The sequence below is a fragment of the Fischerella muscicola PCC 7414 genome, from assembly GCF_000317205.1.
Taxonomy (GTDB): Bacteria; Cyanobacteriota; Cyanobacteriia; order Cyanobacteriales; family Nostocaceae; genus Fischerella; species Fischerella muscicola.
The window spans coordinates 1-15,787 of record NZ_AJLK01000002.1; the positions used below are offsets into that span (position 1 = coordinate 1).

At 40.4% G+C, this 15,787-nt stretch carries 11 protein-coding genes and 2 pseudogenes; 11 read left to right on the forward strand and 2 right to left on the reverse strand.

Translation table 11 applies throughout. The features are described 5' to 3' along the window. Nucleotides 1-359: 359 nt before the first annotated feature. Together UYI_RS31610 and UYI_RS40075 are read left to right on the forward strand one after the other, a co-directional pair. Nucleotides 360-1,781 (forward strand): annotated as a pseudogene (locus UYI_RS31610) (alkaline phosphatase PhoX); the annotation flags it as partial. Continuing rightward, the gene (locus UYI_RS40075) at nucleotides 1,770-2,510 is read left to right on the forward strand and encodes an alkaline phosphatase D family protein (protein ID WP_407636583.1); all 741 of its coding nucleotides are present in this window, start codon (nucleotides 1,770-1,772) and stop codon (nucleotides 2,508-2,510) included. The pseudogene UYI_RS31610 and the gene UYI_RS40075, both read left to right, overlap by 12 nt. 218 nt (nucleotides 2,511-2,728) lie before the next feature. On the opposite strand, the pseudogene UYI_RS0100090 reads toward UYI_RS40075, so the two are convergent. Next, nucleotides 2,729-3,208 (reverse strand): annotated as a pseudogene (locus UYI_RS0100090) (iron uptake porin); the annotation flags it as partial. Between the two features lie 428 nt (nucleotides 3,209-3,636). Further along, the gene (locus UYI_RS0100095; protein ID WP_016864654.1) at nucleotides 3,637-4,635 is read right to left on the reverse strand and encodes a lysylphosphatidylglycerol synthase domain-containing protein; all 999 of its coding nucleotides are present in this window, start codon (nucleotides 4,633-4,635) and stop codon (nucleotides 3,637-3,639) included. Between the two features lie 177 nt (nucleotides 4,636-4,812). On the opposite strand from UYI_RS0100095, the gene UYI_RS0100100 reads away from it, so the two are divergent. From UYI_RS0100100 to UYI_RS0100140, 9 genes are all read left to right on the forward strand, one after another. Continuing rightward, nucleotides 4,813-5,640, forward strand: a complete 828-nt coding sequence (locus UYI_RS0100100; protein ID WP_016864655.1) for an alpha/beta fold hydrolase — start codon at nucleotides 4,813-4,815, stop codon at nucleotides 5,638-5,640. 39 nt (nucleotides 5,641-5,679) lie between these two features. Continuing rightward, nucleotides 5,680-6,618: an alpha/beta hydrolase gene (locus UYI_RS0100105; RefSeq protein ID WP_016864656.1), complete on the forward strand. Its 939-nt coding sequence runs from the start codon at nucleotides 5,680-5,682 to the stop codon at nucleotides 6,616-6,618. Between the two features lie 243 nt (nucleotides 6,619-6,861). Continuing rightward, nucleotides 6,862-7,767 carry an alpha/beta hydrolase gene (locus tag UYI_RS0100110; RefSeq protein WP_016864657.1) on the forward strand — a complete coding sequence of 302 codons (906 nt, stop codon included), beginning with the start codon at nucleotides 6,862-6,864 and terminating at the stop codon, nucleotides 7,765-7,767. Between the two features lie 147 nt (nucleotides 7,768-7,914). Beyond that, nucleotides 7,915-9,585 carry a phosphatidylglycerol lysyltransferase domain-containing protein gene (locus UYI_RS0100115; RefSeq protein WP_016864658.1) on the forward strand — a complete coding sequence of 557 codons (1,671 nt, stop codon included), beginning with the start codon at nucleotides 7,915-7,917 and terminating at the stop codon, nucleotides 9,583-9,585. Between the two features lie 142 nt (nucleotides 9,586-9,727). Continuing rightward, nucleotides 9,728-10,612, forward strand: coding sequence for a carbohydrate ABC transporter permease (locus UYI_RS0100120; protein WP_016864659.1), 885 nt, complete (start codon nucleotides 9,728-9,730; stop codon nucleotides 10,610-10,612). Between the two features lie 107 nt (nucleotides 10,613-10,719). Then, nucleotides 10,720-11,802 carry an ABC transporter ATP-binding protein gene (locus UYI_RS0100125; RefSeq protein WP_026085654.1) on the forward strand — a complete coding sequence of 361 codons (1,083 nt, stop codon included), beginning with the start codon at nucleotides 10,720-10,722 and terminating at the stop codon, nucleotides 11,800-11,802. A gap of 934 nt (nucleotides 11,803-12,736) precedes the next feature. Next, nucleotides 12,737-13,531 (forward strand): LmeA family phospholipid-binding protein, encoded by a 795-nt coding sequence (locus UYI_RS0100130; protein WP_016864661.1) that lies wholly within the window; start codon nucleotides 12,737-12,739, stop codon nucleotides 13,529-13,531. A gap of 205 nt (nucleotides 13,532-13,736) precedes the next feature. Continuing rightward, nucleotides 13,737-14,939, forward strand: a complete 1,203-nt coding sequence (locus tag UYI_RS0100135; protein ID WP_016864662.1) for an argininosuccinate synthase — start codon at nucleotides 13,737-13,739, stop codon at nucleotides 14,937-14,939. Between the two features lie 225 nt (nucleotides 14,940-15,164). Further along, nucleotides 15,165-15,782, forward strand: a complete 618-nt coding sequence (locus UYI_RS0100140; RefSeq protein WP_016864663.1) for an NUDIX hydrolase — start codon at nucleotides 15,165-15,167, stop codon at nucleotides 15,780-15,782. Nucleotides 15,783-15,787 lie beyond the last annotated feature (5 nt).

Sequence of the window (15,787 nt, forward strand, 5' to 3'; positions counted from 1 at the left end):
AATAATTTAGCAATACTCATAGCTGGAACTTAGCATTTGAGAAGTTTAACAGACTTCATATAGAAGTTGGAAAAACGATAGGGAAAGAGTTTTTCTTTTTCCCTTTTGCTGTATACCATGCTTGACTATCCAAAACTAGGGTATCAGCTAAGTATTTTATCGTTTACAGAGAATTAGGTTACATTCATGAAGCTAAAGAGCATGGGGTCTTCATTCATATTGTCGCTTATTAATTTTTTTAACTATGTAAATTCTCGCAATGTAAAAATAGTAGGTTATTTAACTATCGCTTCACTTGAATTTAACCAGGGATTGATAGATTTCACCTCAAAAGAGTGAAATCACAAGGTTCAGAGCAAGTGTCTTTCTCACGACGTAAGTTTCTATCTCTAGCTGGTGTAACCGCTGCCGGTGTGACAGTGGTTTCTCCCCTAGAAACTTTCTATGCCAGAGTTGCCCGTGGTCAAGCCAGAACTGGTATTGGTTATGGTGCTATAAAACCTAAGCTGCCTGTCAACTACAGAGAATTAACCAGTACCGTCATCGGTGATCTCAGTCGGATTCCACTGTTGGAACTCCCTCCAGGGTTTAATTACACTGCGATCTCAATTGTTGGTCAGAGCATGAGTGATGGTAATCCTGTTCCTGGTGATCATGATGGCATGGCAACTTTTGTTGGCCCCAGAGGAACTACTATCCTGGTTCGGAACCACGAATTAGACCCGGATGAGAATGAGTTTGGTAATACCAGTGGAGTCATCGCACCACCCGAGAAGAAGTATGACCAGATTAATGCAGGTGGTACTACTACCCTGGTAGTTGGGCCAGCGAGACGATTGGTCAGAGATTATGCTTCTTTAGCTGGAACAATTCGCAACTGTGCTGGAGGCCCAACACCTTGGGGAACCTGGATTAGTTGTGAAGAAACCTTCAACAGGGGTGATGTGGGTGTTGTGCGGCATGGTTATAACTTTGAAGTTCCCGCTAATGCCGAGATTGGTTTGGCAGACCCCATACCTCTGAAAGCTATGGGACGCTTTAGCCATGAAGCTGTGGCTGTAGATCCAGCAACTGGGTATATTTACGAAACAGAAGACCGTGGAGATAGTTGTTTCTATCGTTTCGTTCCTGCTGTGGGTAAACCGAATGCACCTGGACAGTTAGTCCAAGGTGGCAAGCTTTATGCTCTAAAAGTTGTAGATAAGCCTACCCTCAACACTACGAATAATCCTAATAGTGGCGGTTCTATCGGGTTGGTTCCTGTTGGTGTACCACTAAAAGTAGAGTGGGTTCCCATTGATAATCCTGATCCGGACGTCGAGGACAAAGCCCAGGGATTAGGAGTCCGCTACGAAGCCCAATCTAAAGGCGCGGCAATTTTCTACCGTGGTGAGGGAGCCTGGTATGCTAAGGGTTTAATTTATTTTGTTGCTACTCAAGGTGGCCCACCTGCTGTGGATAGCACAAGAGGTAACGGTCAGGTTTGGGTTTATGACCCGAAAGCAGAAACAATTACATTGCTCATCGAAGCTGAACCGAGTGGTGAAATACTAGATGAGCCTGACAACATTACTGTAGCTCCCTTTGGAGACCTCTTCCTTTGCGAAGATGGTGGTGGTGAACAATTTGTTGTCGGTGTAGACACTAAGGGAGAACTTTATCAGTTTGCGCGTAACGCCTACAACGAAAGTGAATTTGCTGGGGCCTGTTTTTCTCCTGATGGTCAGACATTGTTTGTGAATATTCAAAGTCCTGGTATCACGTTTTGTATTTGGGGACCACTATCTGCTGATGTTCTCGCAGAAAGGGCCAAGCAAGCATTGTTTGAATATAGTCCGATTCGTGGTGACAAGATTTACCGCAAGTATAGATATGGTAAGCATCTCGAACTGTTTTTGTTAGATGAGCGGTCTTATAGAGGGTCCAACACTGAGAACAGTAATCCCAATGGCATAGAGATGCTGGGACAAGAACAATTTGAATGGCTGAAAAAAAGTTTAAAGGCTTCCCAAGCAACTTGGAAAGTCATTTCATCAGATGATCCTTTTTCTATTGTCACGGGCTCAACGAGCGATCGCGATGCTTGGGGTCAAGGTTCACCAGAAGTTTTAGGTCGGGAAGTCCAACTTAGTCAATTGCTGCAATTTATCAAAAATGAAGGGATCAAAAATGTCGTTGTGATTACGGCAGATGTACACTATGCAGCAGCTATTTCCTATGAACCAGAACGGGCTGTATTTAAAGACTTTAACCCTTTCTGGGAGTTTGTAGTTGGTCCAATCCACGCAGGTGCTTTTGGTCAAAATGAACTCGATCCTAGTTTTGGTCCCAAGTATGAATACGTAAGAGCACCGCAAACCGAAACATCTCAACTTCCTCAAAATTTACCACCGCCAAACCTGCATTCCTTTGGCTTGGCAGAGGTGAATTCTCAAGGTCAATTACTAGTACGTATTCACGATATTACAGGTAAGGTTTTGTACGAAAAATTACTAAATCCCCAGAGTTAATCACAAAGGAAATTTGGTATCACAATTGGGATTTCCAACAAATTAGACTCTACCTTACTCAAAAGCCTCTACCTCGTTACTGAGAGAATCTATCGATTTTCTCAGTTTTTCTGTTGGGATACACGTTCTGAATAGGTGGCGATCGCATCATCATTATGATGCAACCTTATAAGGTTAGCTGAAATTATTTAGAAACTTAAGGTGGTTCTCACAGCACCAATTAAACCATAAGGCCCGTTAAACAAACCATCTCCTGATTCTGGATCATTAGCATCTTCTGCTAAATAGCCTAGGCTCAGTTCCAAAGCTTCAGTGAATTTATGGGAGATTCCCACTCCTGCCCCATTTACCTGATAATAAATTGGGTTGCGAGTGCCAAACCTTGACAAAACACCAAATGCACCATCTCCATCAAAAAGGTTAATGGTCTCAGTAATATCTTCTGCATCACCCTCATTGGCAATAGCGATCACAGAAGTATTTTCTCCTAAAGGAAATTTGTACCACAAGGAATCAAGTAAGGCATCATTTGTACCTTCTTCTTCTCCTTCTGTAAAAAAGAATTTTCCTTCTGGTGTGCCAAGTTCCGGATCTTTGATATTAGAAGCTTGAATTCTTGTGAAGAGTGTGTCTTTACCAGAAAAGCTAGTTACAAATTCTAAACGCGATCGCGCTCCTAAAGCTGTATTTTTAAGTTTTACCGTCTTTACTAACAGCAATACCAGCTACAACTGCTCCTGTTGCTAGTATCAAACCTAGTAGATATTCTTGGTTTTTGCTAACTTTCATTGTGTTTAATTATACTTTAAATATTATCGCAATAGTCATCGTAGGTGATCGCTCACCAGTACAAATGGAAATCTCTTTCCAAATCAGAATCTATAGATATAGATATTTACAGCTAATGGTTAAACCATAGATATTGTTCGATTATGTTTTAGTTATAAAAAAAGTTATAAATTAATAAATTATAAAATTTATTAATTTAGATTCTAAATATTGTTATTTAGTTGCTGAATGAGTCGATAAATTACTAAAAAAGCTACATTTTTTTGTATTTATTTATATTGATTTTGTTCATTTTTAAGCGTTACATAAGTGTGGGCGATCGCTATTTTTATTAACCTCACTTTTTCTTGGAATTTGGTCTAATCCTTATTTTTATAATCATGTGGTGGAAGAACCTCCTAAAGGTAATCCATCTTAATAGAGGTAGTTCGTATAGTCCTAATAAAGCTGCTGCAACGATAAAAGGTAAAAAGTAGTAAACCCCCCTATATGCCAGTAATGACCCCAAAATTGCCGCCGCCGAAACTCGAGAAGAAAGAATCAGTAAAATTACAGTTTCAAATACTCCTAATCCTCCAGGAACATTGCTGATAACACCAGCAAACATCGCCAGTAAATAGATTCCCAAAAAGTCAAGATAGGACAAAGATGTATTTGCAGGCAATAGAATATAAAGAACAGCTGCTGCAAATACCCAGTCACAACTAGAAACAACTATTTGAGCAAGAGATATTTTAAAATTAGGAAATTTAAACTCATGAGAGTGAATCCTTAAAGGTTGTTTAATAAACAGACTTCCTAATAAATAAGTGATGATTAATAGCAGAAAAATGATACCAATAGGACGCACGGTAGCAAAAGGTAAATGCAGTTGAGTGGGAATAGTTAAAGGATTAGCAAGAAATATAAACCCAGCTAAAGCAAACATTCCCAACCAGAAGGTAAAATTGACAAAAGCAATGATTTGCGCGATCGCAAACGATGATATGCCCCAAGTTGAGTAAAAACGATAACGGATAGCACTACCAGTTAGCAGGGCAAAGCCAATTGTATTGCTAAATACAGAACTTATAAAGTTAGTCAATGCAATCTTTTTCCAACTCAGGGAAAAGCCAATATATTTAAACCCCAAAATATCGTAGAATGCGATCGCACAATAGCCAAGGGCCGTCAACCCGATACTCACAACTAAGAGATTTTTTGGAATTGCTGCTAAATTCTTCAATACATCATGGTAGTTATACTCGCGCAGTTCGTTACTAATAGCCCATAGAGAAAGCACAAGCAGCAACAAGCCAAATAGAGAACTGAGGTTGAGTTTAGGTTTTTTGGACATAAGTAAAAGAGAGTGAGGAGAAAGACAAGAAAATTAGCGTTTCTATCTTCTGCCTTTTACCTTACAACCAGTCGCAAATTTTCCATTGCATTGACACGCTATTGACACATCATTTGCGTAAGCTTTGAATTACGAGAAATATCTACCAGAAAAGTAAGTGGTCAGGTGAGTAGTCTGATGACCATGATTGAAGATGCCTTAGACGGTTCAACAATTCATCTACGCCAATGGGTAAATTTACAAGTCTGCCATAGTCCAGGTGTAACTCCTGCTGTGGTTTTTATTCACGGAGGTACAGGAAACCGCTTTAATTTCCGTTCTCAATACGAATTTGTCCAGAATCAAGGTTGGCAAGTTCTAGCTTACGACTTAGCAGGACACGGTCAATCTAGTCCTTACAAGCACTACTCTATAGGACGCCATTATCGTGACTTACACCGATTATTGCACTATTTTGACATTGATTCGCCTATACTGTGCTGCCACAGTTATGGAGTTCCGATTGGCTTAGAGTTTACCCAGCACTATCCAGTCAGTGGTCTAATTGCCATTGCTGGTGGTACTCATGACTTAGCACCTTGGTGGGAAATTCCCTTGATGAAGTTTATGGCGTTTGGGGGAAGGTATCTTTACTATCTGCCTGGTGTGCAGCAAATAACCAATTTTTTCTCTACCTCTTACCGTAATCACGTCATGGAACTGTTTTTTGCTGAAAATCCAGTTCCTAGAGATTTCAGTTCCTACAAAGCCTTAGAAATATTTTGGGACTATAACTTTTTTGCCCGTCACCCTTTGCTAAAAAATTTACACATTCCTGTTTTAGTGATTACCGCAGGCAAAGACCCAATGTTTACACGCCAGATGGGAGATGATTTAGCAAGACACTTTATTAATAGTACCCATCTACACTTTGCGAATGCAGGACATTTAGTGATGGCAGAAGAGGCAGACTTGGTAAATGATGCGATCGCTAAGTGGATGATTTCAATTGCTGATAGACATTAGTTTACAAAATTAAATTTTATTAAAACTCAAACTAGCTTGATGAAATACTTACGATCGCAAATTCTGCTATTGATTTCGGCCCTAACTTTACTCAGCTGCAATTACTCGCAAAGCGTACAAGCCAAACCGTCGCCAGTTGCACCAGTAAAAAATCTCTCTATCTTACCACCACAACCAAGTGCCAGTGACTTGGCTGTTCCCCTCACATACAAAATTGAAACTTACAACAGCCAGGTGATGGGAGGAAGTCGCACCTATGGCATATCTTTACCTCTTGGTTATGAAAAAAACTCAAACCAGCGCTATCCCGTAATTTTTCTTCTTCATGGCGGACACGGTAATCCTAAGGATTGGTGGTTAGAGCAAAAGGGAAACGCACTTATGACCCTGCAAAAATTATATGCCACAGGCAAACTACCACCTAGTATTGTCATCACACCAGACGGTAACGACAAACGTGGTTCTAGTCCCTATTGGGACCCCCAATATATTGATGGCCCTCATGGTAATGTTTCTACTGCGATTGGGTCTGAACTGGTGAAGCTTATACAAAGGCGCTATCGCACATTACCCAATCCCGATTTTTGGGCAATAGGAGGACTATCTTCCGGTGGATGGGGTGCAATAAATGTAGGATTACATAATGTAAATAATTTTTCAATTTTATTTAGTCATAGCGGCTATTTTAAAGATCAAAGCGGTCCCCAAAATAGCCCGATAATCCATATCAGAAATATTCCTCCTCAAGCACAACAAAGATTGCGAATCTATCTGGATACTGGCACATCAGATATCGAAGAGATGGAAGAAGCTAAACAGTTTACTCAAGTATTAAACCAACTAAAAATTAATAACATGTTTCGTGAGTTTCCTGGCGGTCACACGTGGAACTACTGGCGTCAACATTTGGCAGATTCGTTGACTTTTGTAGGAGAACAATTTCGGATAGCACAAACAGCACATACTGCTGAGCGTTGAATTGAATAAAAATCTCAAAATACTCTGAGTAATGAAGCTAAATCACATTTATATAAGCAATTATGATTTGAGATGTGAAAAATTGTCGAATCTGGAAAACCCAGTTTTTTCTCTAAATTGGGTTAATTCACTCTCCATTGAACAATCAAACTGCAAATTTTCAACTTACTTACTATAATTAATTTTGATTTATTTACATCTATTTAAAAATATTATGAAAAACCATAAAATCATCGAAAAACAATGAAATCATCTAAGATTGTAATCGGCATTATCAGCGCGATCGCAATTCTTGCAGCAGGTGGCTACTGGTATGTATTCATTTTGGGTGCGCCACAGCTAGATCCACCCCAACAACAAACAAATACTGGACTAAAGTTTCAACTAGAGACATTTAATAGCCAAGCAATGGGTAAACTCCGACAATACGGCGTGATTTTACCTCCAGGCTACGAAAAAAATCCTCGCCAACGTTATCCAGTCATCTTTTTACTACACGGCGGTCATGATGATGCCCGTGCTTATGTTGACAAATACGCCATTTTAGACATATTACATAAACTTTATCAAAGTGGGAAATTACCACCAGCAATTGTTATTACACCAGATGGCAATGATAATCGTGGTTCTAGCCCTTTATATGACCCCGATTATTATGACGGGCCTAATGGTAAAGTGGGAACTTTGATCGGTTCAGAATTAGTCCAACTTGTCAAATCACGCTATCGTACTCTGGAAGAACCACAATTTTGGGCGATGGGCGGTATATCTTCTGGGGGATGGGGAGCATTTAATATTGGATTACGCTATCTGAAAAACTTCAACATTTTATTTAGCCACAGTGGTTACTTTACTGATAGTAGTGGTTCACAAAATAGTCCCCAACAAATTGTGCAACAATTATCAGCCACAGATAGAAAGCAACTGCGTATATATTTAGATGCTGGTAAAAATGATACGGATTTACTAGCTTCTACTCAAACCTTTCACCAAACCTTAAACAAGTTGGGTATACAAAATGTGTTTTATGCTTTTCCTGGAGGACATGGTTTATCTGGACCCGATATTGGTTGGAACTATTTTCATAAGCATCTCAAAGATTCACTTACCTATGTAGGAGAACAGTTTAAAAAGGAAATGAGGAGATAGGACAAAGGGGACACGGGAGACAAGGGGAAGTGTGGGAAGTGTGGGGAGTAAAACAACTAACAACTAACTACTAACCACCAACCATCAACAACCAACCATCAACCACTAACTACTAACCACTAACCAATGACAATTGACCATTGACAAATGACAAATGACTTAAAAACTCGAATAGGACTGTGGAGTGCAGCACTTCTTACGGGTTTGGTCGCAGTGGTGAACTTACTGTCAGCAGTGACACCCAATCTCTACGGTCGGAATTTTTTATTGAAGGAATTTTTACCTTTTGAAATTCGTGCTGGTGGTCACATATTTGCAGCTTTGACTGGATTTGTTTTATTAACACTTGCGACTAACTTGTTGCGTCGCAAACGTGTTGCTTGGTTACTGACCATTGGCTTGTTGGTTATTTCGATTGTCAGCCATTTACTCAAGGGTCTGGATTATGAAGAAAGCCTGCTGTCTGGGTTACTGCTGGTGCAATTAATTATAATGCGTCATGTTTTTACAGCCCAGTCAGACCGTCCTTCAATTGCTAAAGGAGTGCGGGTATTAATTGGTGCTTTACTGTTTACTTTGGCATATGGAACTATCGGATTTTACTTGTTAGACAACAAATTTTCAGTGAATTTTAGTTTGAGAGATGCCATACTTCAAACTCTAGCAATGTTCTTTACTGAAGATAATGCCGGACTGCAACCAAGGACGCGATTTGGTGAGTTCTTTGCCAATTCTATATACATAATTGCAGCCAGTACTTTTATTTATGCATTAATTATGCTATTGCGTCCAGTATTTTTACGTGATTCAACTACCCTTAATCAACGACAAAAAGCCAGAGAAATTGTCAAAAATTACGGGTGTTCTTCTTTAGCCGCATTTGCTTTATTAAGTGATAAAAGTTACTTTTTTAGTCCTTCTCATCAGAGTGTAATTGCTTATGTTCCCAAAGGAAGGGGTGCGATCGCTTTAGGAGATCCCATCGGGCCGATTGCAGACCGCAGAGAGACAATAATTGCCTTTCAGCAATTTTGCCAACGTAACGATTGGTATCCTGCTTTTTACCAAACTTTACCTGATGACATTGACCTATACATGTCTTTGGGATTTCAAGCTTTAAAAATTGGAGAAGAAGCGATTGTTGACCTCAAAAGCTTTACCTTACAAGGAAAAGCAGGTAAAAACCTCCGTAGCGCCCTAAATCGCATGACAAAGCTAGGGTATGAGGTCAGATTCTACCAACCACCTATTGCTGATGACTTGTTGCGCCAGTTAAAAATAGTCAGTGACGAGTGGTTGCAAATGGTGCAAGGTTCAGAAAAACATTTTTCTTTAGGTTGGTTTGACGAAGCTTACCTAAAGGAGTGTGAAATTGCTGTAGTGCAGTCTTCTCACGGTGAAATTATTGCTTTTGCCAATATAGTATCTGAGTACCAACTCAATGAAATCACTAATGACTTAATGCGACACCGCAAGTCGATAGAAAACGGTACAATGGATTTCTTATTTATTTCTATGTTCCAACACTATAAGGAACAGGGCTACGATAGTTTTAATCTGGGTCTGTCTGCTTTAGCAGGAGTTGGTGAAACTCAACAGTCAAGACGTCTGGAGAAGACATTACACTATCTTTATCAGCATCTTGAGCGATTCTATAATTTCCAGGGTTTGCACGCCTACAAAGATAAGTTTCACCCCATTTGGCAATCCCGTTATCTTGTTTATCCTAGCTTGGCAGCTTTACCTGATGTTATTGTGGCATTAATTCGAGCCGATTCCGGCGATCGCCTCCTCGATTATTTTAAACCAGGAGCATAGGAGGGGATGGGGAGATGGGGTGATGGGGGGGAGTATGAGGAGTGTGAGGAGTGGGAAATAACTATTAACTATTAACTACTAACTATTAATGTAGAGACGCGATGTTCCTCGCGTCTCTACCCACTAACTACTAACTACTTTTATGACGGCTATCCGCGAAGAATTTATTACCAATCCCAAACACCAAGCTAGGACAAAGAATTCTGGAAAACGCATTTTACTTTGGGTGGCGATCGCTTTTGTAGTGATTTTCTGTTTAGCACCTATCATGTGGCAAATTCTCACCTCTTTCAAGGTGAATCAGGATATTTCCCAAGTGCCTACAGTTTATTTTCCTACACGGATAACACTGAATCATTACATTAATTTATTTAGCCGTCGTCCTTTTTGGCGTTACATATTAAACAGTGCTTTTGTATCTTTTATCTCTACAGCTTTTGCTTTAGCCATTGGTGCGCCTGCTGCCTACGCTTTGGCCAGGTTACGCCCTCGCGGTAATCAATTTATCTTGGCAAGTGTTTTAATTGTGACTTTGTTTCCTGGTATTTTATTATTCCAAGGGCTGTTAGAAATAGTGCAAGTGTTGCATTTAGGTAATAATTATCTGGCACTAATTATTCCTTATACAGCTATTAATTTACCGTTAACTATTTTAGTGTTACGTAGCTTTTTCTTACAATTACCAAAAGATTTAGAAGATTCTGCCAAAATAGATGGTTATAACACTTGGCAGATGCTCATTCAAATCTTATTGCCTATGACCATTCCAGCCTTAGTGACCACTGGAATTCTGACATTTATTTTTGCTTGGAATGAGTTTATCTTTGCCCTGACCTTCATTACTCGTGAAGACATGAAAACAATTCCTGTAGCAGCCGCCCAACTTAGCGGGGCGTCAACCTTTGAAATTCCCTACGGTCCCATTGCTGCTGCTACTGTAATTGGTACACTTCCCTTAGTTTTACTGGTTTTGTTTTTCCAGCGCAAAATTGTCCAAGGTTTAACGGCTGGTGCAGTCAAGGGTTAATGGAGATTGCAGACAAGGAGGACAACTAACCAGTTATCAGTTATCAGTTATCAAATCAAACTGTTCACTAATTCATGCCCAATCCCCGATCCCCAATCCCCTGTATCATGGCAACTCTAGAATTAAAAAACCTCAATAAAACCTACTCACCTAAAGTTGTTCCAGTCAAAGACATTAGTTTAACCGTAGATGATAATGAATTTCTGACTTTGCTTGGGCCGAGTGGCTGTGGTAAGTCCACGACTTTGAGGATGATTGCAGGGTTGGAAGAAGTGACTCGCGGTCACATTATCCTTGGGAATGAAGATATCACCTTCAAGCGCCCAGGCGATCGCAATATGGCGATGGTATTTCAAAGCTATGCTCTTTATCCCCACATGACGGTGTACGAAAACCTCGCCTCTGGATTGAAATTGAAAAAAGTTCCACACGCCAAAATTAAACAGCGAGTTGCTGAGGTCGCAGAAATTCTGGGCTTAGAAGAATTATTGCAGCGTAAACCTGGGCAATTATCTGGGGGACAAAGACAGCGGGTTGCAGTCGGTCGAGCATTAGTACGTAATGCCCAGGTATATTTATTAGATGAACCCCTAAGTAACCTAGATGCACTATTAAGGGAACGAGTGCGCGCTGATATCAAGCAAATATTTGCTGCCCAACAAGTGCCAGTGGTTTATGTCACCCACGATCAAACAGAAGCGATGACGCTTTCCACCAAAGTTGCAGTCCTTAATAACGGCTATGTACAGCAACTAGATCCACCTGCACGCATATACAATCATCCAGTAAATTTATTTGTAGCGGGTTTTGTGGGCAGTCCACAAATGAATTTGCTTACCCTACCTTGCCGGGGACGCCATGCAATACTAGGTGGTTTTCAAATTCCCTTACCTGATATTCCCACAGTTCCACCACAAATAGTTTTAGGAATTCGCCCAGAACACGTCCGCATTCCTCAAGATGGAGATACAAACATTATTAAAGGTCGTGTGTTTTTAGTAGAAAACTTGGGAATGCACAATTTGGTGAGTGTCAGTGTTGCTTCCCAACCAGAAGCTGTGACAGTACGTGCTTTGTTACCCCCAGATCAAAGTATAGGTAATGAGGAGATAACGCTAGCATTGCCACATGAAAATATTCATTGGTTTGATCTAGAGTCGGGAGATTCGCTGGTTAGGAAGAGTAGATGATCAGGAGTGTGGGGAGTGTGATGTTAATGCTGTTTCAAAAATATTTGACTTATTCTGCCCTTAAACATTTTTTGATTTAACGTGAATTCAATAAATATTATCAGACTAAACAATTGAATCGCCCGCAAGTAAACTGCGGACTAATAATCTAAGTCTACTCAAAGTAGACTAAATGAATCAGTTATTCAACCCACTTTCAGTGGGTTTTTGGTCCCGCGCCCCAAATTCATTTGAGGTCGGGATGTTGGGCTATATGAAATTTATCGAACTCACGTTGATTTAATATTAGCTAGCGATCGCACACAGAAAAGTAACCCTTACGAATTGGTAGGAGTTACATGTTTAAAAGAATAGATTTTGGTTACTGGACGAAGTTGGCTTAATTAAGCAATCAAATATTGAATTTATTATTTTCCTATTCCTTTTAGCGCTGGTTTTATAAATTCGATTATACCCTCTTTATTTTTGCCCCCGTAACATCTTTCATCTTGCGATTTATTTACTTTTAATTCGTAGCCATTTTCTATTTTTTTGATACAATTCCAGACATTTTGTACACCTCCACCAATAATGGTACTGTTTAATGATTCTCTTAATTTATAAAAACAATTAGAACTGAATTTAGTTAAATTTGAAAACTTTATTTGACTTTAGGTATAATTACTTCAGCAAAAATATACATTGAAGACACTAGCAATTAATCACTTCTTATACAAAAAATATATATTTATGATTATTTAAATAAATAATTGCAGAATAATTAATGCATGAAAATGACGCTAAATTTAATACTACAAACTGCTCCAGCTACCACCCCAGAGGTATAAAGTGACTATCCCACACACAACCATCAGCACAACCAATCACTAGACAGTTGCTGTTCTCTTCACAATTTGTTACAAAAATACAAAGAACTTCTAGAGACATCAACCCAATGTTCGGCGGACTTACTGGTTTAACAAATCCAAAAGGCACAGACTGGGGAGAACAGATGCTCAACACTGTTGCTACCCAAACAATTCGCCACCTGTTCACCAAAAGCGAGTCAGTAGAAGTCTTTGTCCGCTGTCACCCTTCCAGTAAGCTATTACAAGGCAGCATAGATAGCTTCACAATGAAAGGTCGTGGCTTGGTTATCCGTAGAGATTTTGCTGCTGAAGAAATTTTTATAGAAACCGATGCTGTCGCCATTGACTTTAGCTCTGTTTTAAGCGGTAAACTGCGTCTGAGACAACCTACACAAGCGATCGCTCAAGTTGTATTGACAGAAGATGGCATCAACCAGGCATTTAAAGCAGAACTAGTGACTAAGCGATTGTTGAACCAATCTCTACCTGCTTTGACTGCATTATCTGGTGGCAAGCCAGTCTCCTTCAATGATGTTCAAGTAGAACTATTGCCGGAAAATCGCCTGCGAATTTTGGCAAAAGCAGATTTAAATAACGGTGAACTCGTACCAATGGGTATGACTGTAGCTGTTGGTATTGAAAGGCGGCGGCGTATTTCTTTTACCAATCCGGAAATTGAGCTTGAACAAGTACCAGAAGCACAGCGAGAACTTTCCCAAAACTTGAGTTTGGCGCTTGTAGAAATTCTGGATAACATGGTTGATTTGGATCGCTTTGACTTGGATGGAGTCAAGATGCGGCTGAATCGCTTAGAAACCGAAGGAAAACGATTAATTTTCAGTGGATATGCGGAGATTGAGCGTATACCCCGGAGCGGGTAATATGGTTTTGGATTTTGGATTTTGAATTTTGCGAAAAGTTTGATCGTCGGAAGCCGACGCTCAAAGCTTTTCAAGACGGATGGGAAAACTTTTTATATAGGTTTTGGGATAATTTGCTACCCAATATATTTAAATAAACAAAATATGCAAGGCCTATTTGGATATAATATTGACTCGATTCTTTGTTTTTTGACTGGAGAAGCTAATGAGTCGCGCCAAAAAGGTTGTCCTGGCATATTCTGGCGGAGTAGATACATCGGTGTGCATTCCCTACCTTAAACATGAGTGGGGTGTAGAAGAAGTAATTGCCCTAGCAGCAGACTTGGGCCAGGGGGATGAATTAGATCCAGTCCGAGAAAAAGCCCTAAAATCAGGTGCGAGTGAGTCATTAGTGGCAGATGTCAAAGACACTTTTGTGAAAGATTATGCATTTCCTGCCATTCAAGCCAATGCGCTTTACGAAAATCGTTATCCTCTGGCAACAGCCTTAGCCCGTCCGTTGATTGCTAAGGTTTTGGTAGAAACAGCAGAAATATACGGTGCTGATGCGATCGCTCACGGCTGCACTGGTAAAGGTAACGATCAGGTGCGTTTTGATGTATCTGTTGCGGCCCTTAATCCAAATCTCAAAATTCTCGCACCTGCACGGGAATGGGGTATGAGTCGTGAGGAAACTATTGCCTACGGAGAAAAGTTTGGCATTCCTGCACCCGTGAAAAAGTCTTCTCCTTACAGTATTGATCGCAATTTACTTGGTCGGAGTATCGAAGCGGGTATTCTGGAAGATCCTACAGTGGAACCACCAGAAGAAATTTATTTATTGACAAAAGCGATCGCTGACACTCCCAACGAACCAGAATACATTGAAATTGGTTTTACTAGAGGTATTCCTACCAGCCTCAACGGTGAAACAAAAAGGCCCATTGAATTAATCGAACAACTCAACCAAGTAGCAGGTAATCACGGTGTCGGGCGCATCGACATGATTGAAAATCGTTTGGTGGGGATTAAATCACGGGAAATCTATGAATCTCCCGCAATGGTGATCTTAATTCAAGCCCATCGCGATTTAGAAAGTCTGACTCTCACGGCAGATGTTAGCCATTACAAGCGGGGTATTGAAGAAACTTACAGCCAAATGATTTACAACGGCTTGTGGTACAGTCCCCTGAAAGCAGCCCTAGATGCTTTTATTCAAAAAACACAAGAGCAAGTGTCTGGAACAATTCGGGTGAAGTTATTTAAGGGTAACGCTACCATCGTTGGGCGCCATTCGGAAAATTCTTTGTACACTCCTGACTTGGCAACTTACGGAGCAGATGACAAATTTGATCATAAGGCAGCAGAAGGCTTCATTTACGTTTGGGGCCTGCCGACCCGGATTTGGGCAAAGCACAGAAGGGGATAGGCGATCGGGGAACTCACCGGCCCCAGGGTGGTTTCATACAAGGAGAGAAAAAATCTTATGAAGTTGATTGGAGAGAGCGCGTTGTGCAAAGCTAATTCAATTGTACCAATAAAGGAAATGCCCCCTCTAAACCATGTCTAATAGCAATCCTGATTAAAGGTATCATGCGATTGAGAGCCATGATCGGCTAAAACTTATCCCTTTTCTCAAACTGGGAGAAACTTTGTGAAACCAAAATGGTTAGAATGGGCACAAAAATTACAAGCGATCGCTCAAACTGGGCTGACTTTTTCGGAAAACCCGTATGATATTGAACGCTTTCAATCAATACAAGCGATCGCAGCCGAAATTTTGGCAACTCACACTAACGCTGAACTTAGTTATATCTTGGATCTATTTGACCGTGATGTCGGATATGCTACTCCCAAAGTTGATGTGCGTGGTGCAGTATTTCGCGACGATTGTATATTACTAGTAAAAGAACGAGTTGATGGTGGTTGGACTTTGCCTGGCGGGTGGGCTGACATTGGTTTTTCGCCCAGTGAAGTAGTCGTCAAAGAAATTTTTGAAGAATCAGGATATCTTACCCGCGCTGTCAAACTCCTAGCCGTCTATGACAGAGACAGACAAGGACACCCACCATATCCCCACTATATTTACAAACTATTTTTTCTGTGCGAACTTTTAGGTGGTTCTCCCACACCCAGCATTGAGACAGAAGCAGTGGGATTTTTCCCGGAAAATGAAATTCCCGAATTATCTATTGGGCGTGTGACACCAGCACAAATCACCAGACTATTTCAACATTATCGCAATCCAAATTTACCAGCAGACTTTGATTAAGTAGG